Below are 18,860 nucleotides of genomic sequence, written 5' to 3' on the forward strand. Positions count from 1 at the left end.
TCATGAACTGCTTTGGTGCTTTTTCCTGCATGTGCAGGCCTGCCATCCTCCATGGAAAATTTGCAAAGCGCGGTGGACACCCTCGTCCACAGCTCCAACACGCTGTTTATTCTGATTGGTGCGGTCATGGTCCTGGCCATGCACGCCGGCTTTGCCTTCCTGGAAGTCGGCACGGTGCGCCAGAAGAACCAGGTCAATGCCCTGTCGAAAATCCTCAGTGACTTCGCGATTTCCACACTGGCCTATTTCTTTATAGGCTATTGGATCTCCTACGGGGTGACCTTCATGCAACCGGCGGCGGTGATCAGCGCCGACCACGGCTACGGCCTGGTGAAGTTCTTCTTCCTGCTGACCTTCGCGGCGGCGATCCCGGCGATCATTTCCGGGGGAATCGCCGAGCGTGCACGGTTTGTTCCGCAACTGTGTGCCACTGCGTTGATCGTAGCCTTCATCTACCCGTTTTTCGAAGGCATGGTGTGGAACGGCAACTACGGCCTGCAAGCCTGGTTGCTGGCCACCTTCGGCGCCAGCTTCCATGACTTTGCCGGCAGCGTCGTGGTGCACGCCATGGGCGGCTGGCTGGCGCTGGCGGCGGTGCTGTTGCTGGGGCCAAGGCAGGGCCGTTATCGGGAAGGGCGCCTGGTGGCGTTCGCGCCGTCGAGCATTCCATTTCTCGCGTTGGGCTCGTGGATCTTGATCGTCGGCTGGTTCGGCTTCAACGTCATGAGTGCGCAAACCCTGTCCGGGGTCAGCGGGCTGGTGGCGGTCAATTCGTTGATGGCGATGGTCGGTGGCACGGTAGCGGCATTGGTGATCGGGCGTAACGACCCAGGCTTCTTGCACAACGGTCCATTGGCCGGGTTGGTGGCGATCTGTGCCGGTTCCGACCTTATGCACCCGGTGGGCGCGTTGGTGACCGGCGTGGTGGCGGGCGGCTTGTTCGTCTGGTTCTTCATTGCCGCCCAGGATCGCTGGAAAATCGACGATGTGCTGGGTGTATGGCCATTGCACGGGCTGTGCGGCGTGTGGGGCGGGATTGCCTGCGGGATCTTCGGCCAGACCGCCCTGGGCGGCCTGGGCGGCGTGAGCCTGATCAGCCAGTTGATCGGCACCGCGCTGGGGGTAGTGGTAGCCCTGGCCGGCGGCTTCCTGGTGTATGGCGTGATCAAACGCGTGCATGGCCTGCGCTTGAGCCAGGAAGAGGAGTATTACGGCGCGGATTTGTCGATCCACAAGATTGGCGCGGTCAGTCAGGATTGAGGGGCGCGTCCCCTTCGTTCTGGTTGCAGCCATGTAACAGGCGGTACCGGCTCTGGCGCACTTCATCGACACGGCCTTGCACCTGCTGCTCCGACAACCCCAGCAGGATCAACGCATGGGAGGCGAGCATCAGGCTCGACTCCAGCAACTCGGGCACCACTTCAGTGGCGCCGGCGGCTTTCAGTTCGGCCAGCTGACTGTCGTCGCGGGTGCGTACCAGGATCGGTACGGTCAGGTTGATCCGCCGCGCTTCGTTGAGCACGGTCAGGGCGACGTCGCTGTTATCCACCGCGATCACCACCAGGCGCGCACGTTCCAGGCCGACCGCGCTGAGCAGGGCGCCACGGCGGCAGTCGCCGTAATGCACGGCGCTGTCTTCGGTAGACGCTTCCTGGACTCGCTCCGGGTCGTCATCAAGGGCAATGAACGCCTGTTGTTCACGGTGCAGGAAGCGCCCGATGGACTGGCCAACCCGGCCGTAGCCGCAGATCACCGCGTGGTCGCGCAGCTCGGCATTCAGGGCCGTAATCTCTTCAAGCTGTACTTGCTGGTTGGGCTTGCGGTGCAGGCGCAGGGCAATCGCGGGTGCAGCCCTGAGCAACAGCGGAGTCAATAGCATCGAGCAGAAGGTGGCAGCCAGCAGCAGGCCGCTGATGTCGGCGGGCATCAGGCGGCTTTGCTGCATTTGCGCCATCAAGGCGAAACAGAACTCGCCGCCCTGGGCCAGCGCCAGGCCGCTGCGCCAGGCGGTTTCACCGTCGCTGCCGCGCAGTTGCACCAATAGCGCGACCACACAGCCTTTAATCAACATCAGCGTGAGGGTCAGGCCGAGAATCAACAGGCTATGACTGACGAACAGTTGCAGGTCGATCAGCATGCCGATGCTGACAAAAAACAGTCCTAGCAGGATGTCGCGAAACGGTCGGATATCGGCTTCGATCTGATGGCGGTAATGGCTTTCCCCCAGCAGCATGCCGGCGAGAAACGCACCGAGTGCCGGGGACAGGCCCAGCAAGTGGGTCAGCCAGGCGGTGAGCAGTACGATCACCAGTGCCAGCAGCACGAACAATTCGGCCGAATGGGACGCCGCCACCTCACGGAACAAACGCGGCAGCAACCAGCGGCTGGCCAGCAGCAGGCCAAGGAACAGCACCACGGTTTTGCCCAGGGTCAGTGGCAATGCCCAGTACCAGGCTTGCTCGCTGTTACCGGCGAACACTGGCACGAGGGTCAGCAGCAATACGGCCACTACATCCTGGAACAGCAATACCCCAATCGCATTCTGGCCATGGCTGCTGAAGATTTCGCCGAGGCTGGTCAGCTCCTTGCTGACGATGGCGGTGGACGACAGTGCCAGTCCAGCACCGAGCAACAGCGCGGTCGTCGGCGACAGGCCGAACAGTGCCAGCAAACCGCCCAGCAGCAACCCGCAGCACAGTACCTGCAGGCTGCCCAAGCCAAACACCACCCGGCGCAGGCTGAGCATTTTGTTGAGAGAAAACTCCAGGCCCAGGGAAAACAGCAGGAACACCACACCCAGTTCGGCAAGATCTGGCAACTCTTCGCTGTCATTGACCCAGTCGAGGGCGGTGGGGCCCACGGCCAGGCCAACACACAGATAGCCCAGCACCGGCGGCAGTTGCAGGCGACGAAACAGCGCAATCACCACCAGGGAGGAGGCCAGGATAATCAGCAGGTTGGCAAACACATGCAGCTCCATTGCAGGTATTACGGGAAAAAAGTCGCGAGAGTCGCTGAATCAGTTATACGCCATGCTGATCTGGGTCAGGCTTTTGCAGTGTCCCGACGCTGTTAGAATAGGTGCCTGATTCTTCTTGGACCCGTTGCCATGCTTCCTGAATGTCAGTTGTTCGGCACCCTGGGCTGCCATCTGTGTGAGTTTGCCGAAGCCGAAATCATGCCGTTGGTCGAACACGGCCTGCTGGTGGAGTTGGTGGATATCGCCGATTCCGAGGCCCTGTATGAAGCCTACGGCCTGCGGATTCCGGTGCTGCGCCGGGTGGACACGGGCGCGGAGCTGGAGTGGCCGTTCGACGAAGCGCAGGTAGTGAACTTTCTTAGCTAGCACTCGGCGATGGCGAGTTCCCGATTATTCGGTTACTGTATGTTTGTACAGCGATTGAATGAGAGGGAACGCCCGTGGTGAATGTTGAACAACTGAAAAGCAGCGTCAATCGCATGTCCGCCGACGTCGTGCGCGACGCGGTGAACGAGCTGCGCCTCGATGGCCTGGTCACGGAAGGCAAGACGCCGTTTAACAAAGTGCATTTCAACACCTGCTTTGCCGAGATCGAGGCGCTGTTCCAGCGCGCGGGTTATCACAAGCAGCTGGATGTGGTGGGTTATCAGGGCTTGCTGTATGCGCTTTACGACCCGGGCCGCTGGGAAGCGGTGGATGTGCTGCGCTGGCTCAAGGAATTCACCGAGGCGGCCAGTGCGTCACCGGTGTTGCGCGCGGAATTGGCCAAGGCCTGAATCTGTGCTGGGCCTGATCCGGCTGCATGCGGGATAATGCGCGCCTGTATGTCCACGTCTTGAGCCTGCCCATGTCCGTTTTTTCCGCTGCCCAGCACCAAGCCAGCACCTTGTACCTGCCGCCAGGCGCCTGGGCCACCGTGCTGGATTGCCTGTCTGAGCACTTCCAGGCCATCAGCCGTGAGCAATGGCTGGACCGCATCGCCCGGGGCAGGGTGCTGGACATCAATGGCACTCCCATCAATCAGGACCTCGCCTACCGCGAAGGCCTGTGCATCTACTACTTTCGCGAAGTACCGAACGAGAAAGTAATCCCGGTGCAGGAGACGATCCTGTACGCCGATGAACACCTGGTGGTAGCCGACAAGCCGCATTTCCTGCCGGTCACGCCTGCCGGTGAATACGTCGAGCAGACCCTGTTGCGGCGTTTGATCCGTCGCCTCGACAACCCGGCGCTGGTGCCGCTACATCGCATTGATCGGCATACCGCAGGGCTGGTGCTGTTTTCGGCCAACCCCCAGACGCGCTCGGCGTATCAACAGCTGTTTCCCACGCGCAAGATCGACAAGTTCTACGAAGCCATTGCCCCTGCATTGCCTGGGCTGACCTTTCCGCTGGTGCACAAAAGCCGGCTGGTGGATGGCGAGCCGTTCTTTCGCATGCAGGAAGGCGAGGGGGCGAGCAACACCGAGACGGCGGTCGAGGTGCGGGAAAAGAATGGCGACCTGTGGCGCTATGGCCTGTTTCCGGTGACCGGCAAGAAGCATCAGTTGCGGGTGCACATGACGGCCCTGGGCGCGAGTATCTGCAACGATCCGTTCTACCCCGACGTTATCAAGGATGCCGAGGACGACTACGCCAACCCGCTCAAGCTGCTGGCCCAGGGGGTGCGTTTCATCGACCCGGTCACCGGCCTTGAGCGCGACTTTCGCAGCGAGATCAGCCTGGACTGGTAAATCCCAGCAACGAAAAAGCCCGCATTACGCGGGCTTTTTTGTATCTGGCGTTAAGACTTACAGGTCTTTAACGGTGCGAACCTGATCCTTGTTGATCTGGGTGCGCTTGCCATCCAGCTGTTCGAATTCGTAGAAGCCGGTGGACTTGTCGAATTTAGGAGTGTCGACGGCCTGGATTTCGCGACCGTCATTCAGGGTGATCACTGTCGGCGAGGCGCAACCGGCAAGGGTAGCGAGGCCCAGTGCAAGCATGAGAGCGGCGATGGTCCGTTGAGTCATGAGTTTGTCTCCGAGAGAATGCTTTGTTGAGTACTGACCTTGTGACGTGTGTAACGTCGGCAAAGTTCCTTGTTCGACGCTCATTCTGACACGCTGGGCGGGCGGTGCAACAACTCCGGTGTATTGAGGTTGGCCAGGCGCGGATCGTCGGCGGGGCAATCCAGGGCCTTGGCCCCCAGCGCCTGCATGATCTGGCGCGGGCTGCGCTCGCCGGCTGCCCAGGCCCGTTCGAAGGGCTCGCGCAGCGAAGTGGGGATCACGCAGAGCAGCGGTTCCCAGAAATCGCCGTGGCGCACCATCACCGGCAGCAACGGGTTTTGCTGCGCCGTGCTGCGCAGGTCGGCGAGCAATCGTGCATCGATCTGCGGCACATCGCACGGCAATACCAGCAGATGCCCATGCTGCGCCACCGCCAGTCCTGCGCGAATGCCGGCCAGTGGCCCGGGAAAGTCGGGGCTGTCATCGCCGACCAATTGATCGGCGTAGGCCGCGTACTGCGCCTGGTTGCGATTGCAGGAGATGATCAGGTCGTCGGTCAACGGCCGCACCAGGCGATGCAGGTGCGCGATCAGCGGCTGCCCGTGCCAGTCCAGCAGGCCCTTGTCGAGGCCGCCCATGCGCTGGCCACGACCGCCGGCCAGCAAAAGGATCGAGCAGGGCAGTGGGGAAGAATGGCTTGGCATGACGGCTCCTGCGGGCAGTGAAATGGGGGGCTGTGATATAACATCGGGCTGTTCCTTCGACAACCGGACCGAGCCATGAAAGCCAAGGCTGATGCGCCCTTTGTACCCCTGAATATCGCTGTATTGACGGTCAGCGACACCCGCACCCTGGAAACCGACACCTCGGGCCAGGTCTTCGTCGACCGCCTGACCGCCGCCGGTCACCTGCTGGCCGAGCGAGTTTTGCTTAAAGATGATCTGTACAAAATCCGTGCGCAAGTGGCGCACTGGATTGCCGAAGACGTGGTGCAGGTGGTGTTGATCACCGGCGGCACCGGCTTCACCGGCCGCGACAGCACCCCGGAAGCGGTGAGCTGCCTGCTGGATAAACAGGTGGATGGTTTCGGCGAACTGTTCCGGCAAATCTCCGTGGCCGATATCGGCACCTCCACCGTGCAATCCCGTGCCCTGGCCGGCCTGGCCAACGGCACACTGGTGTGCTGCCTGCCGGGCTCCACCAACGCGGTGCGCACCGGTTGGGACGGGATTCTCGCCGAGCAATTGGATAACCGTCACCGCCCGTGCAACTTCGTCCCGCATTTGAAACAGGCCGAGCCCTGTGAATCCCGTGGGTAAGCCGGGCAAGACCGGCGCGTTGATGCCGGTGGAAGACGCCCTCGAACAATTGCTGGCGATGGCCGAGGCAGCGCCGATCCGCGAGCCGGAAACGTTGCCGCTGGCCGAGTGTGATGGTCGGGTGCTGGCCCAGGCGTTGATCTCCACGCTGGACTTGCCGCCCTGGCCCAACAGCGCCATGGACGGATACGCCCTGCGCCTGGCGGACTGGACCGGTGAGCCACTGGTAGTCAGCCAGCGCATTTTTGCGGGCACGGCACCCGAGCCCTTGGCTGCCGGTACCTGCGCGCGGATCTTCACCGGAGCCCCGGTACCGGAGGGCGCGGACTGCGTCGAGATGCAGGAAAACGCCGTGGTCCATGCCGATCAGCGGGTGAGCTTCACCGAAGCGTTGCAGGTGGATCAAAACATCCGTCCCCAAGGCCAGGAAACCACGGTGGGCGACTGGGTGTTGCCAGCAGGTACACGCCTGGGCCCGATCGAGTTGGGCCTGGCGGCTTCGCTGGGTCGTGATCGGCTGGAGGTGGTACGACGCGCCCGCGTGGCTGTGCTGTCCACCGGCGACGAGTTGATCGAGCCGGGTCTGCCGCTGGGTCCCGGGCAGATCTACAACAGCAATCGCCGAGTGCTGTGCAGCTGGCTGGAGCGCCTGGGCTGCGAAGTGGTGGACGCCGGGATCCTGCCGGACGACCTGGAACAAACCCGCGAACGCCTGGGCGCATTGGGCTCGGTAGACCTGATTCTGTCCACCGGCGGTGTGTCGGTGGGGGAGGCGGATTTTCTCGGGATTGCGCTGCGGGAAGAAGGGGAGCTGGCGCTGTGGAAGCTGGCAATCAAGCCGGGCAAGCCGCTGACGTTCGGGCATTTCCGTGGTGTACCGGTGATCGGTTTGCCGGGCAATCCGGCGTCGACGCTGGTGACCTTTGCCTTGCTGGCGCGGCCTTACCTGTTGCGCCGCCAGGGCGTGGAAGACGTGCAGCCGCTGCGCATTGAAGTGCCCGTGGGGTTTGTCTGGCCCAAGCCGGGGAATCGCCGCGAGTATTTGCGCGGGCGGCTGGAGCAGGGCAAGGCGATCATCTACCGCAACCAGAGCTCGGGTGTGCTGCGTAGCGCGGCGTGGGCCGAAGGTTTGGTAGAAGTGCTGGAGGGGACGACGCTGGAGATCGGTGACCGGGTCAACTTCATTCCGCTGAGTGAAGTGTTGAACTGAGCCCGATCTATCAAACAATGAAGATCAAAATGTGGGAGCGGGCTTGCTCGCGAAAGCGGTGGATCAGTCACCCGATGTATTGACTGACCCTCTGCATTCGCGAGCAAGCCCGCTCCCACATTTGATTTGTGTTCATCCTGCAATTACGGCAAGTCGCGACTCGCGTAGAACGCACTCAACACCTTCACCAGGTGCGCCAGGTCGTGGCTGCCGCACAGCTCGCGAATCGAGTGCATGGCAAACGTCGGCAAGCCGATATCCACGGTGCGCACGCCCAGGTGGCTGGCGGTGATCGGGCCGATGGTCGAGCCGCAACCCATGTCGCTGCGAACCACAAAGCTCTGCACCGGCACTTCTTCGGCCATGCACAGGTGGCGGAAGAACCCGGCGGTTTCGCTGTTGGTGGCGTAGCGCTGGTTGCTGTTGACCTTGATCACCGGGCCGGCATTGAGTTTCGGGCCGTGGTTGGCGTCGTGCTTCTCGGCGTAGTTGGGGTGCACGCCGTGGGCGTTGTCGGCAGACACCAGCAGCGACTTCTGGATGGTGCGTACGAATTCATCACCTTCCGGCAGCAGGCGGCGCAGGGTCTGCTCCAGCATCGGGCCGTCGGCACCACAGGCGGAGCACGAGCCGACTTCTTCGTGGTCGTTGCATACCAGCACGCAGGTTTCATCGGTTTCGGCGGTGAGCAGGGCTTGCAGGCCGGCGTAGCACGACAGCAGGTTGTCGAGGCGGGCACCGGCGATAAAGTCGCCATTGAGGCCGATCACGGCCGCGCTCTGGGTGTCGTAGAAGCTCAGCTCATAGTCGAGCACCACGTCAGCGTTCAACCCGTGTTCACGAGCCAGTTGCTCGGTCAGCACTGCGCGGAAGTCTACGCGCTCGTCACCGGCGAACTGCGCAAGGATCGGCGGCAGTTCGGTCTGGGCATTGATCGCCCAACCCTGGTTGGCTTCACGGTTCAGGTGAATGGCCAGGTTGGGGATGATCGCGATGGGCAGTTTGAAGTCGATCAGCTGGCTTTCGACCTTGCCGTCGCGGCGCAAAGTGACGCGGCCGGCCAGGGACAGATCGCGGTCGAACCACGGCGCCAGCAGCGCGCCGCCGTACACTTCCACACCCAGTTGCCAGAAGCCCTGGCGTTGAAGTTCAGGCTGTGGCTTGACCCGCAGGCACGGGCTGTCTGTGTGGGCGCCGACCAGGCGGATGCCGCCTTGCAGGGGCGAGTGGCGGCCGAGCTTGAAGGCGATGATCGAGGAGTCGTTGCGGGTCACGTAGTAGCGCCCGTTGGCCTCGGTGGTCCAGGTCTCGCGCTCGTCAAGACGCTGGAAACCGGCCGCTTCCAGGCGCTGTGCAAGGGCGGCGGTGGCATGGAACGGGGTAGGGGAGGCCTTGAGGAAGTCGATCAGGCCTTGGTTCAACTCTTCGCGCATAAGTAGCTCCAGACAGCAATGGCGCGAGTTTACCGTCCGACGGGATAAGTGCACAGAACAAATGTGGGAGCGGGCTTGCTCGCGAATGCGGTGTGTCAGTCGCCGAATGAGCTAACTGATCCACCGCATTCGCGAGCAAGCCCGCTCCCACATTTTAATTGCGTTTACAGGTTAAAACGGCGCGGGGCACTCGAAGCGCAGACGCTCGCCGCTCTGGGGATGGGTGAAGCTCAGCATGCTGGCGTGCAGGCACAGACGTGGCCAGGCAGCCAAGGCCTGTTCGTGGGCGTACAAGCCATCGCCCAGCAACGGATGCCCGATGGACAGCATATGCACGCGCAGTTGATGGGAGCGGCCGGTGATCGGTGTCAGCTCAACCCGACACCAGTCGCCGCAACGCTCCAGGACTTTCCAGAAGGTCAGCGCGTTCTTGCCGAACTCGTGGTCCACCACGTGCCGTGGCTTGGTCGGTGGGTCGTAGCGCAAGGGCAAGTCGATGCTGCCGCTGTCCAGTTCCGGTTGGCCCCAGCACAGTGCGGTGTAGGCCTTTTCGGTTTCCCGGTCATGAAACTGGCGGGACAGTTCACGGTGGGTATCCGCGTCTCGGGCCAGCAGGATGATCCCGGACGTTTCCCAGTCCAGGCGATGGACGATGCGGGCTTCGGGGTAGCCGTTTTCCTGCAGGCGGGTGATCAGGCAGTCCTTGTTGTCGTCGGCGCGACCGGGCACCGAGAGCAGCAGGGTAGGCTTGTTCACCACCAGGACAGCAGCGTCCTGATGAAGGATATGGACATTGGACAACGGCATTAAAACAGCCTCGTAACAAACGCCAACGGCGGCTCGCTCACCCGGCCCCGTGAGGGGAGCCAGGTAACCGAGCCGCCGTGGCGACCGCCTTTTCGATCAACGATCAGGCAGGGTGATATTGAGTTCCAGAATCGAGCAGCTGCCGTCATTTTCCAGGGCGACATGCACGTCATCGTTACCGATGTTGACGTACTTGCGGATCACTTCCACCAGTTCCTTCTGCAGGGCTGGCAGGTAATCCGGGGTGCTGCGTTGGCCGCGTTCGTGCGCCACGATGATCTGTAGACGCTCTTTCGCTACCGACGCGGTACTTGGCTTTTTGTTGGCGCGAAAGAAGTCGAGAAATTTCATTGTTTAGTTGCCTCCAAAGATACGCTCGAAGAATCCCTTCTTCTTAACATCGAGGAAGCGATGTTCCACGGTCTTGCCCAGCAAGCGATCTACCGCATCGCTGTACGCCTGGCCGGCGTCGCTCTGGTCGTCAAGAATCACCGGCACACCTTGGTTGGATGCCTTCAGGACGGCCTGGGATTCCGGGATCACACCCAGCAGGGTCACGGCGAGGATTTCCTTCACGTCTTCAACGCCGAGCATTTCGCCATTGCTGACGCGCTCAGGGTTGTAGCGGGTCAGCAGCAGGTGTTCCTTGATCGGATCTTCACCTTTCTCGGCGCGCTGGGACTTGCTGGCCAGCAGGCCGAGCATGCGGTCCGAGTCACGTACCGAGGAGACTTCAGGGTTGGTCACGACGATGGCTTCGTCGGCGAAGTACATCGCCAGGTGAGCACCGGTCTCGATACCCGCCGGGGAATCGCACACCACGTATTCGAAGGTTTCCTTCAGTTCGGCAAGGACCTTGCCCACGCCTTCCTTGGTCAGCGCGTCTTTGTCGCGGGTCTGGCTGGCGGCCAGTACATACAGGTTCTCAAGGCGCTTGTCCTTGATCAGTGCCTGTTGCAGGTTGGCTTCGCCATTGACGACGTTGACGAAGTCGTAAACCACGCGGCGTTCACAGCCCATGATCAGGTCGAGGTTACGCAAGCCGACGTCGAAGTCGACGATAACTGTCTTGTGGCCGCGCAGAGCGAGGCCGGTACCGATAGCGGCGCTGGTGGTGGTCTTACCCACACCACCCTTGCCGGATGTAACCACGAGAATCTTGGCCAAGGTGTTTCACCCCTAAGGAAAAAGGACTTTTTAGTCCCTGAAAAACATCTCTTGTCACTCGCTGCAGGCGGGCAGCTCTTGTAGGAGAAAGCACGGTTTGCCTGGGCAAACCCCACCTTAAAATTATTCCTACACAAGTTTTGCCGTTTTCGCTGTGCTATCAGAGTCCAGAGATGCTTGGAAAATGCGGCAGTATCCGTTAAAGACGAACGATGTTCAACACATCGCCCGACAGGCTGACTTGTACCCCGGCCCCCCACAGCGGATCGCGGCGCAAATCTTCCGAAACCTTGTACTGGCCTGCGATGGACACTAGCTCAGCGGTCAACTGCTGGCAAAAAATACGGGCCTTGGTGTCACCTTTTATGCCGGCCAGGGCACGACCACGCATGGGGCCGTATACATGGATGTTTCCATCGGCGAGAAGTTCCGCCCCCGGGCTGACCGGGGCGATGACGACAAGGTCGCCACCCTGGGCGTAAATCTGCTGCCCGCCCCGTACGGGAGAGGTGATGATCTTTGTCGGCTTGATCGTCGGCTCCGGCGGTTTCTCCGGTTTTTTCTTCTCTTCGCCGACCAACGGGTCGAGCGGACGCTCGCGGGCACCCGACGGCGGCAGTACTGGCAGTTCAATAGCGATTGCCGCAGCGATGTCTTCGATACGGCTGGCACGGATCGCCAGGGTGCGCAGGCCATGCTGGCGGCACACGCGCATCAGCCCGGGCAGGTCGACCGCGCCCTGGCTGGCCGGGAGCTTGTCCAGGGCCAGCACCAGCGGTGCATTGTTGAAGAAGTTCGGCGCCAGGGCGACCTTGGCGGCGAGCTGGCGGTCCAGGGCATCAAGGTCGTTGCGGGCCAGTTCCAGCACGGTAATGGCGAGCATGCTGCCTTTCAACTGGAACACGGGATCTTGGTCTAGCGGTTCGGTTTGGCTCATGGTCGGCAAAGCGGCTTGTCACGAAAAGTGTCGAGACTTATAACGAGAACATCCGCTAGCCGCAAGCCGGGTCGAACCGTTGTAGAATGCGCGGCCGTTGTCTTTACCGGAATCTTGAATGGATCGCCCGCGTTTTCGAGCTGTATTTTTTCATCCGCGCTTCTGGCTGTTATGGCTGGGGCTGGGTTTGCTGTGGCTGATTGTGCAGTTGCCGTACCGGGCTTTACTGGGGGTTGGCCGTGCCTTGGGGGCGGGAATGTACCGGGTGGCCGGTGAACGTCGACGTATCGCCGCACGAAACCTGGAACTGTGCTTCCCGGAAAAGTCCGCTAAAGAGCGTAAACATTTGCTCAAGGAAAACTTTGCCTCCACCGGCATCGCGTTCTTCGAGATGGCCATGAGCTGGTGGTGGTCCAAGCCGCGCCTGGCGCGCCTGGCCCATGTCGAAGGGCTGGAGCACCTCAAGCAGGCGCAACTGGAAGGCAAGGGCGTGATCCTCATGGCCCTGCATTTCACCACCCTGGAAATCGGTGCCGCCTTGCTCGGGCAGAAGCACACCATCGACGGCATGTACCGCGAGCACGGCAACCCCTTGTTCGATTTCGTCCAGCGCCGTGGCCGCGAGCGGCACAACCTCGACTCCTTGGCCGTAGAGCGCGAAGACGTGCGCGGCATGCTCAAGCTGCTGCGGGCCGGTCGTGCGATCTGGTACGCACCGGACCAGGACTACGGCGCCAAGCAAAGTATCTTCGTGCCATTGTTCGGCATTCAGGCCGCCACCGTGACCGCCACCAGCAAGTTCGCCCGCCTGGGCAAGGCACTGGTGGTGCCGTTCACCCAGGAACGCCTGGCCGACGGCAGCGGTTATCGCCTGGTGATCCATCCGCCGCTGACCGACTTCCCCGGTGAAACCGACGAGATCGACTGCCTGCGCATCAACCTGTGGGTCGAAGCCTCCGTGCGCGAATGCCCCGAGCAATACCTGTGGACGCACCGCCGCTTCAAGAGCCGGCCGCCAGGTGAGCCTAAACTGTATGAAAAACGTCGCCGTTGATCTGAAGTCCCCAAGCACCATGGAGTGATGCAATGCGCCCAGCTGAACCGGTCACAGGCTTGATTCTTTCCGGCGGCGGGGCGCGGGCCGCCTATCAGGTGGGGGTACTGGCGGCGATAGCCGAGCTGTTGCCGCCGGGCGCGGCCAATCCGTTTCCGGTGATTGTCGGCACCTCGGCCGGGGCGATCAATGCGGTGAGCCTGGCCAGTGGCGCCATGGACTTTACCGCCGCCATCCAGCGCCTGACCGCCTTCTGGCAGGGCTTTCGCAGCCACCTGGTGCTGCGCAGCGACTGGCCCGGGGTGATCAGCCAGGCGAGTCGATTCCTTATCCACAGCCTGCTGGGGATGGGGGCGCAGGTGCCAGTGGCGCTGCTCAACAGTTCGCCGCTGCGGGACTTGTTGCGCGACAAACTGCACCTGGAAGGCATCGCGCAGTCGATCCGCGAGAAACACCTTCATGCTGTGGCGGTGACCGCGTTCGGATACGAGTCCGGGCAAGCCGTGACCTTCTATCAGGGCGGCGGCACCATCGATGCCTGGTTGCGGCATCGGCGCATCGGCATTCCCACCCAATTGACCGTTGAACATTTGCTGGCCAGCTCGGCGATTCCGTTGCTGTTTGCGCCGGTCAAACTCGGGCAGGAATATTTTGGTGACGGGGCGGTGCGCCAGTCGGCGCCGATCAGTCCTGCGTTGCACCTGGGCGCCAGCCGCGTGCTGGTGGTGGGGGTCAGTGGCAACCCGCGTGGCAACGATCCATCGAACCCGGCGCGCACCTTCACCGGCCAGGAGCCGACGTTGGCGCAGATCGGCGGGCACATGCTCAACAGCACGTTCATCGACAGCCTGGAAAGCGATATCGAATTGCTTGAGCGCCTGAACCAGTTCAGCCACGTGTTGCCGGCCAACGCGGCGATACAAGGTTTGGCGCCAGTGGAAGTATTGGTGATCGCTCCCAGTCAGCCAATCGACGAAATCGCGGCACGTCACCGCCAGGAATTGCCGGCGGCATTGCGCCTGTTTCTGCGCGGGCCGGGGGCGACCAAAACCAGTGGCGCGGGTGTGCTCAGCTACCTGCTGTTCGAGGCGGGGTATTGCAGCGAATTGATCGAATTGGGAAGGCGGGATGCGCTGGCCAAGCGCGAAGAGTTGCAGCGGTTCCTGGGCCTGACACCGGACTGAATGTGGGAGCGGGCTTGTGTGGGAGCTGGCTTGCTCGCGAATGCGGTGTGTCAGTCGCCAGATGTATTGACTGACCCACCGTATTCGCGAGCAAGCCCGCTCCCACATAAACCCGATTCCACAGGGGATAGGCGGTGTGGTTAGAAGTGGTACTTCACCAACAGGCTCGCAGTGTCCTGGTTGGTCTCGAACGCGCCGCTGTCCTGGATCCCGTACTTGTTCTTCCAGTAGTCGTATTCGATACCGACATACAACTGCTTCTCGCCCCAATGCAACGCCTTGCCCAGGTCATATTTGATCTGCGGGTTGAAGTGCAGGTTGGCGTGGTAAGTGCCGCGGGCGTTCTTGTCGTTATCCACCACCCAGTCCATGAAGCCGTCGATCAGCACATTGGAGTTGCCCACCGGGATCGTGTACGACCACACCGGTGTGATCTGCCATACGCCGTCACCCGGGCGATTGCCTTCGGTCTGGCGCTGGTAGAAGTTCAGCTGGAAGTAGTCGAAACCAGGGATTGCCAGGTCGAAGCCCGGGCCGAGCAAGTACGACTCGTTGTCGCCTTCGCCGAACTCGTAAGTGAACGCCAGCAACACGTCCTTGATCGGACCGAACGACAAGTCCTTGTCGAAAATCTTGCCGAACGACAAGCGTGGGCTGAACTCACCGTAGTAAGTACTCGGGCCGACATTGCCGTCTTCCTTGCCGTTGTAAAAGATGCGGTCGAGGAAGAAGAAGTTGTCGCCGTACTTCCACGCATCGGCGTGTTCGAAGGTCACGGTTTGCTGGATCTGCGGGTTAACAGTGAAGTTCTTGCCCCACAGATAAGTCAGGCTGTTGTTCTGCCACTGCAGCAGATCACCGGCCATGGCCTGGCCCCCGGCCAGCAGGGATCCTGCCAGCATCAGGCTGTTCACGGTACGTTTCATTCGGTTGCTCCCGAGGTAAAGGTTTCTGGTTTTTTTTCTAAGCGGACGCTCTGGTGTGGCGTCTTTTGGCTTGCCGCAAAAATCGTCTGTTCGGTCAGCTTTGATGCTTTTAGCAAGAGCTGCGCCAAGGTGTTTAAAAAGCCAAAAAATCCCCGTCGGCTGTGATGAACACAGTCGAATTCGGAGGGTTTTTGCACACGTTGGCTGCGGACGTGGGGCCGGGATAAGTTGGCCTTGCAGTCAGCTTTTACATTCGCTGTTTTTTTTTGAGTCGATTTGAGCGGGCGCCGAGAATACTGACTCCCAGGCCTGTGCTCAAGTGCGCCGTTAAAGAGCGCGCGGGGCGAGAATGGGGCACGGCGCGTGGCCGGCCCCGGGTGAATGGCGTACATGGTGTGTTCCCTGATCGTTATTGTTTTTGTTGTGACGCAGGAATCAATGTGGGTGTGCGTGAGCGCTTGGGGCAGCGCGTTCGGCGCCACCCAGGATGTTGAATAACAGGTTCAGCGACAGCGCGCTGATCGTGGCCATGGCGATGCCGCTGTGAGTGATCGGGCTCATCCATAGCGGCAGCTGTGCAAAGAATTCGGGACGTACCACCGGGATCAATCCCATGCCGATACTCACCGCCACCAGCAACTGGTTACGACGGTCGGCAATGTCGGCTTCCTGGAGGATCTTGATCCCGGTGGCTGCCACCATGCCGAACATGGCAATCGCCGCGCCGCCCAGCACTGCGGGTGGAATCGACGCTACCAAAAAGGCGGCCTTGGGCAGCAGGCTCAGCACAATCAGGAACGCGCCGGCCACGATCGTCACCGAACGGCAGCGCACGCCGGTCATCTGCACCAGGCCGATGTTCTGCGCGAACGAGGAGTGGGTGAAGGTGTTGAAGAACCCGGCAAAAAACGATGCGCCGGCGTCACACAACAGGCCACGGCGGAGCATTTTCGGCGTGACTTCCTGGCCGGTGATCTTGCCCAGGGCGAGGAACATCCCGGTGGACTCGACGAAGATGATCACCACCACCAGGCACATCGACAGGATCGGCGCCAACTCGAACTTGGGCATGCCGAAATGCAGTGGCGTCACCACTTGCACCCACGGGGCGCGCGCCAGGCCGCTGAGGTCGACCATGCCGATCATCCCGCACAGCCCGTAGCCGAGGGCCATGCCGATCAGCACCGAGATATTCACCCAGAAGCCGCGCATGAAACGGTTGATCAGCAGGATGGTGGCCAGCACCAGCGCGGCAATCGCCAGGTAAATCGGTGAGCCAAACGTGGACGCCGCTGCGCCACCGCCGGCCCAATTGACCGCGACGGGAAACAGCGAAAGACCAATGGCGGTGATCACGGTACCGGTCACCAGCGGTGGAAAGAAGCGCACGACCTTGGACATGAACGGCGCGATCACCATGCCGAAAAAACCGGCGGCGATGGTCGCACCGAAGATCCCCTGCAGACCGATGCCGGGCATGCCGGCCATGGCCACCATGCTGCCGACAGCGGCGAAACTGGCGCCCATCATCACCGGCATACGAATGCCTACCGGGCCGGTGCCGAAGGACTGGACCATGGTTGCGATGCCCGCCACCAGCAGGTCGGCGTTGATCAGGAAGGCGATTTCTTCACGGCTCAGGCCCGCGGCCTGGCCGATGATCAAAGGCACGGCGACGGCGCCACCGTACATCAGCAAGACGTGTTGCAGGCCTACCAGAATCAGTTGCAAGAGGGGCAGCCGCACCATGGCGGGCGCGGCAGGAGTCTGCGTTTCTAGCTGGGACATGCAACACCTCGGATCTTTTTATTGTTGTGTTGTTCGGCATTCAATTGCCGGGTGGAACTCATTCGTCAAAGCACACCGCAGATCCCATGTGGGAGCGGGCTTGCTCGCGAACGCGGTGGTTCAGTCACCTGAAGTGTTGAATGACACACCGCATTCGCGAGCAAGCCCGCTCCCACACTAGTCCTGCGTTAATCAGTCAGTTGGTACGCGCCCCCTGAGTGATCCAGGTGCCAATCAAGTCCCGTTCCTGCTGGGTCATCTGGGTGATATTGCCCAGCGGCATGATCTGGCTGGCCACGGCCTGTGCCTGGATGCGCGGGGCCATTTGCTGGATCTGCTGCGGCGTATCAAACATCACCCCGGCCGGCGCGGTGCTGAACAGCGGGCTTGTCGGCTTGGCCGAATGGCACACCGCGCAGCGCTCCTGGATCACCCCGTGGACCTTGTCAAAATCAATCGATGCCTGGGCCGGTGCTGCTTCGGCAGGTGCCGGTGCMGGTGCCACTGGAGCAGCCGGTTTAAGCCCGCCACCCAACGCCGTTTCCGGCAGCGGCTGGTACTCGATGGCCGCTGGCGCCTTGGCCACTTCCGGTGCAGTCGCCACCGGTTTTGGGCCGGTCACGTAGGCCAGGCAAATCATTGCCAGTGCGCCCACCGGCAAGGTCCAGGCGTATTTCTGGCTGTTGTGACGGGTGTTGAAGTAGTGACGCACCAACACCGCCGCCACCGCGATACCTGCGAGGATCAGCCAGTTGTATTGGCTGCCGTAGGTGCTCGGGAAGTGGTTGCTGATCATGATGAACAGCACCGGCAAGGTGAAGTAGTTGTTGTGGCGCGAACGCAGCAGACCCTTGGCCGGCAGTGCCGGGTCGGGCGTGCGGTTTTCGGCGATGGCCGCCACCAGCGCACGCTGGGCCGGCATGATGATGCGGAACACGTTGCCCACCATGATGGTGCCGATCACGGCGCCCACGTGCAGGTACGCACCACGACCGCTGAACACCTTGCTGAAGCCGTACGCGGCGGCAATCAACAGCACGAACAGGATCAGGCCGAGCAGGGCGGGGCGCTTGCCCAGTGCCGAGTCGCAGAGAAAGGAGTAGATGAACCAGCCGGCCAGCAGCGAGCCGAGGCCCAGCAACACACCTTCCGGACCGCTGAGGCTGCTGCCCGGGGCCAGCAGGTACAAGGTCGGGTTGGCGTAGAACACCACGCACAGCAGCGCGATGCCGGACATCCAGGTGAAGTAGGCTTCCCATTTGAACCAGTGCAGGTTGTCCGGCATGGTCGGTGGGGCCAGTTTGTATTTTTCCAGGTGGTAGATACCGCCACCGTGGATCGCCCACAAGTCACCGGCGAGGCCGTCCTTGGGGTTGACGCGGTTGAGGTTGTTTTCCAGCCAAACGAAGTAGAACGAAGCGCCGATCCAGGCGACGCCGGTGATCATGTGAACCCAGCGCACGCTCAGGTTCAGCCATTCCATCAAATGTGCTTCCACAGTCTTTACCTCTCGCCTGTCACTCTGTCGTCGAGTGATCAGACCTTCTCTTATTGGTGGGGGGCGAGGATCAACCGCTCATCCTCTTTGAAAAAATGCTCATCGCAGTTATTGCCTGTGCCACTGCGATCAACCACCAGGAAGTCATCCCGCTTTTCGATCGTCAGCACCGGGTGGTGCCAGACGCCGCGATGGTAATTAATGCCCTGCCTGCCGTTGGTAACGAAGGCGCGGACCAAGCCCGATACAGGTTCATCGCCAAGTGGCGCGACCACGATCAGAAAGGGGTTGCCGAGCAGCGGGATGAAAGCCTGGCTGCCCAGCGGGTGTCGTTCCAGCATGCACACGGTCAGCGGCATGTCCTGCGCGTCGGCGCGGAAGATGCTGATGATCGCGTTATCTTCTGGCGTGGCGGTTTCAACCGTCGCCAGTTTATGAAAGCGCATGGTCGACCCGTTGTTGATCATGAAGTGATCGCTGCCATCGGTTTCGATAACGTCTCCGAAAGGGGCGAAGGCTTCTTTGGTCAGGGGTTCGATCATCAGTGTGCGCATGGCTGTCTTCTTA

At 61.4% G+C, this 18,860-nt stretch carries 21 protein-coding genes; 8 read left to right on the forward strand and 13 right to left on the reverse strand.

What is annotated here, in order from left to right; genetic code table 11:
* The first annotated feature begins 51 nt into the window (after positions 1–51).
* A complete protein-coding gene (locus tag JV201_RS08885; protein WP_003209083.1) occupies positions 52–1,260 on the forward strand; it encodes an ammonium transporter in 1,209 nt (402 codons plus the stop codon).
* Here JV201_RS08885 and JV201_RS08890 read toward each other — a convergent pair.
* Positions 1,247–2,968 (reverse strand): monovalent cation:proton antiporter-2 (CPA2) family protein, encoded by a 1,722-nt coding sequence (locus JV201_RS08890; protein ID WP_032898912.1) that lies wholly within the window; start codon positions 2,966–2,968, stop codon positions 1,247–1,249. The genes JV201_RS08885 and JV201_RS08890 overlap by 14 nt on opposite strands.
* Positions 2,969–3,109: 141 nt before the next feature.
* Here JV201_RS08890 and JV201_RS08895 point away from each other — a divergent pair, with 141 nt between their 5' ends.
* The 3 genes from JV201_RS08895 to JV201_RS08905 all read left to right on the forward strand — a co-directional run bounded on the left by JV201_RS08895 (position 3,110) and on the right by JV201_RS08905 (position 4,712).
* Positions 3,110–3,346, forward strand: a complete 237-nt coding sequence (locus tag JV201_RS08895) for a glutaredoxin family protein (RefSeq protein ID WP_087694778.1) — start codon at positions 3,110–3,112, stop codon at positions 3,344–3,346.
* 74 nt (positions 3,347–3,420) lie between these two features.
* The gene (locus tag JV201_RS08900; RefSeq protein ID WP_003209087.1) at positions 3,421–3,756 is read left to right on the forward strand and encodes a hypothetical protein; all 336 of its coding nucleotides are present in this window, start codon (positions 3,421–3,423) and stop codon (positions 3,754–3,756) included.
* A gap of 65 nt (positions 3,757–3,821) precedes the next feature.
* Positions 3,822–4,712 carry a pseudouridine synthase gene (locus tag JV201_RS08905; protein ID WP_219407146.1) on the forward strand — a complete coding sequence of 297 codons (891 nt, stop codon included), beginning with the start codon at positions 3,822–3,824 and terminating at the stop codon, positions 4,710–4,712.
* A 57-nt stretch (positions 4,713–4,769) separates the two neighbouring features.
* On the opposite strand, the gene JV201_RS08910 is transcribed toward JV201_RS08905, so the two are convergent.
* Together JV201_RS08910 and mobA are read right to left on the reverse strand one after the other, a co-directional pair.
* Positions 4,770–4,991 carry a YgdI/YgdR family lipoprotein gene (locus JV201_RS08910; RefSeq protein WP_003209090.1) on the reverse strand — a complete coding sequence of 74 codons (222 nt, stop codon included), beginning with the start codon at positions 4,989–4,991 and terminating at the stop codon, positions 4,770–4,772.
* 80 nt (positions 4,992–5,071) lie between these two features.
* On the reverse strand, positions 5,072–5,674 hold the full coding sequence (gene mobA, locus JV201_RS08915) for a molybdenum cofactor guanylyltransferase MobA (RefSeq protein WP_177035739.1): 603 nt from the start codon (positions 5,672–5,674) through the stop codon (positions 5,072–5,074).
* Between the two features lie 75 nt (positions 5,675–5,749).
* Here mobA and moaB point away from each other — a divergent pair, with 75 nt between their 5' ends.
* Complete coding sequence (gene moaB, locus JV201_RS08920) at positions 5,750–6,289, forward strand: molybdenum cofactor biosynthesis protein B (protein WP_003209092.1); 540 nt, start codon at positions 5,750–5,752, stop codon at positions 6,287–6,289.
* Complete coding sequence (gene glp, locus JV201_RS08925) at positions 6,273–7,499, forward strand: gephyrin-like molybdotransferase Glp (protein ID WP_219406760.1); 1,227 nt, start codon at positions 6,273–6,275, stop codon at positions 7,497–7,499. The genes moaB and glp overlap by 17 nt, the downstream gene beginning before the upstream one ends.
* A 143-nt stretch (positions 7,500–7,642) precedes the next feature.
* Here glp and JV201_RS08930 read toward each other — a convergent pair whose 3' ends face one another.
* From JV201_RS08930 to minC, 5 genes are all read right to left on the reverse strand, one after another.
* Positions 7,643–8,932, reverse strand: coding sequence for a M18 family aminopeptidase (locus JV201_RS08930; protein WP_219406761.1), 1,290 nt, complete (start codon positions 8,930–8,932; stop codon positions 7,643–7,645).
* A 171-nt stretch (positions 8,933–9,103) separates the two neighbouring features.
* Positions 9,104–9,739, reverse strand: coding sequence for an RluA family pseudouridine synthase (locus tag JV201_RS08935; protein WP_008432172.1), 636 nt, complete (start codon positions 9,737–9,739; stop codon positions 9,104–9,106).
* 96 nt (positions 9,740–9,835) lie between these two features.
* Positions 9,836–10,090 (reverse strand): cell division topological specificity factor MinE, encoded by a 255-nt coding sequence (gene minE, locus JV201_RS08940; RefSeq protein ID WP_003175252.1) that lies wholly within the window; start codon positions 10,088–10,090, stop codon positions 9,836–9,838.
* 3 nt (positions 10,091–10,093) lie between these two features.
* Positions 10,094–10,906, reverse strand: coding sequence for a septum site-determining protein MinD (minD, locus tag JV201_RS08945; protein ID WP_003209098.1), 813 nt, complete (start codon positions 10,904–10,906; stop codon positions 10,094–10,096).
* Between the two features lie 199 nt (positions 10,907–11,105).
* On the reverse strand, positions 11,106–11,843 hold the full coding sequence (gene minC / locus JV201_RS08950; protein ID WP_219406762.1) for a septum site-determining protein MinC: 738 nt from the start codon (positions 11,841–11,843) through the stop codon (positions 11,106–11,108).
* Positions 11,844–11,961: 118 nt separating this feature from the next.
* Here minC and JV201_RS08955 point away from each other — a divergent pair, with 118 nt between their 5' ends.
* Together JV201_RS08955 and JV201_RS08960 are read left to right on the forward strand one after the other, a co-directional pair.
* Positions 11,962–12,897 carry a lipid A biosynthesis lauroyl acyltransferase gene (locus tag JV201_RS08955; RefSeq protein ID WP_219406763.1) on the forward strand — a complete coding sequence of 312 codons (936 nt, stop codon included), beginning with the start codon at positions 11,962–11,964 and terminating at the stop codon, positions 12,895–12,897.
* A 32-nt stretch (positions 12,898–12,929) separates the two neighbouring features.
* Positions 12,930–14,081, forward strand: coding sequence for a patatin-like phospholipase family protein (locus JV201_RS08960; RefSeq protein WP_087694783.1), 1,152 nt, complete (start codon positions 12,930–12,932; stop codon positions 14,079–14,081).
* A 140-nt stretch (positions 14,082–14,221) separates the two neighbouring features.
* On the opposite strand, the gene JV201_RS08965 is transcribed toward JV201_RS08960, so the two are convergent.
* From JV201_RS08965 to JV201_RS08985, 5 genes are all read right to left on the reverse strand, one after another.
* Positions 14,222–15,007: an outer membrane protein OmpK gene (locus tag JV201_RS08965; RefSeq protein ID WP_003209104.1), complete on the reverse strand. Its 786-nt coding sequence runs from the start codon at positions 15,005–15,007 to the stop codon at positions 14,222–14,224.
* On the reverse strand, positions 15,004–15,399 hold the full coding sequence (locus tag JV201_RS08970) for a hypothetical protein (RefSeq protein WP_219406764.1): 396 nt from the start codon (positions 15,397–15,399) through the stop codon (positions 15,004–15,006). Before JV201_RS08970 ends, JV201_RS08965 begins: the two co-directional genes overlap by 4 nt.
* A gap of 43 nt (positions 15,400–15,442) precedes the next feature.
* Positions 15,443–16,795: a nucleobase:cation symporter-2 family protein gene (locus JV201_RS08975; RefSeq protein WP_219406765.1), complete on the reverse strand. Its 1,353-nt coding sequence runs from the start codon at positions 16,793–16,795 to the stop codon at positions 15,443–15,445.
* A 196-nt stretch (positions 16,796–16,991) separates the two neighbouring features.
* Positions 16,992–18,293, reverse strand: coding sequence for a urate hydroxylase PuuD (locus tag JV201_RS08980; RefSeq protein ID WP_219406766.1), 1,302 nt, complete (start codon positions 18,291–18,293; stop codon positions 16,992–16,994).
* Between the two features lie 50 nt (positions 18,294–18,343).
* The gene (locus JV201_RS08985; protein WP_003209110.1) at positions 18,344–18,847 is read right to left on the reverse strand and encodes an ureidoglycolate lyase; all 504 of its coding nucleotides are present in this window, start codon (positions 18,845–18,847) and stop codon (positions 18,344–18,346) included.
* Between the last annotated feature and the right edge of the window lie 13 nt (positions 18,848–18,860).

The organism is Pseudomonas sp. Colony2 (genome assembly GCF_019382755.1).
GTDB lineage: Bacteria > Pseudomonadota > Gammaproteobacteria > Pseudomonadales > Pseudomonadaceae > Aquipseudomonas.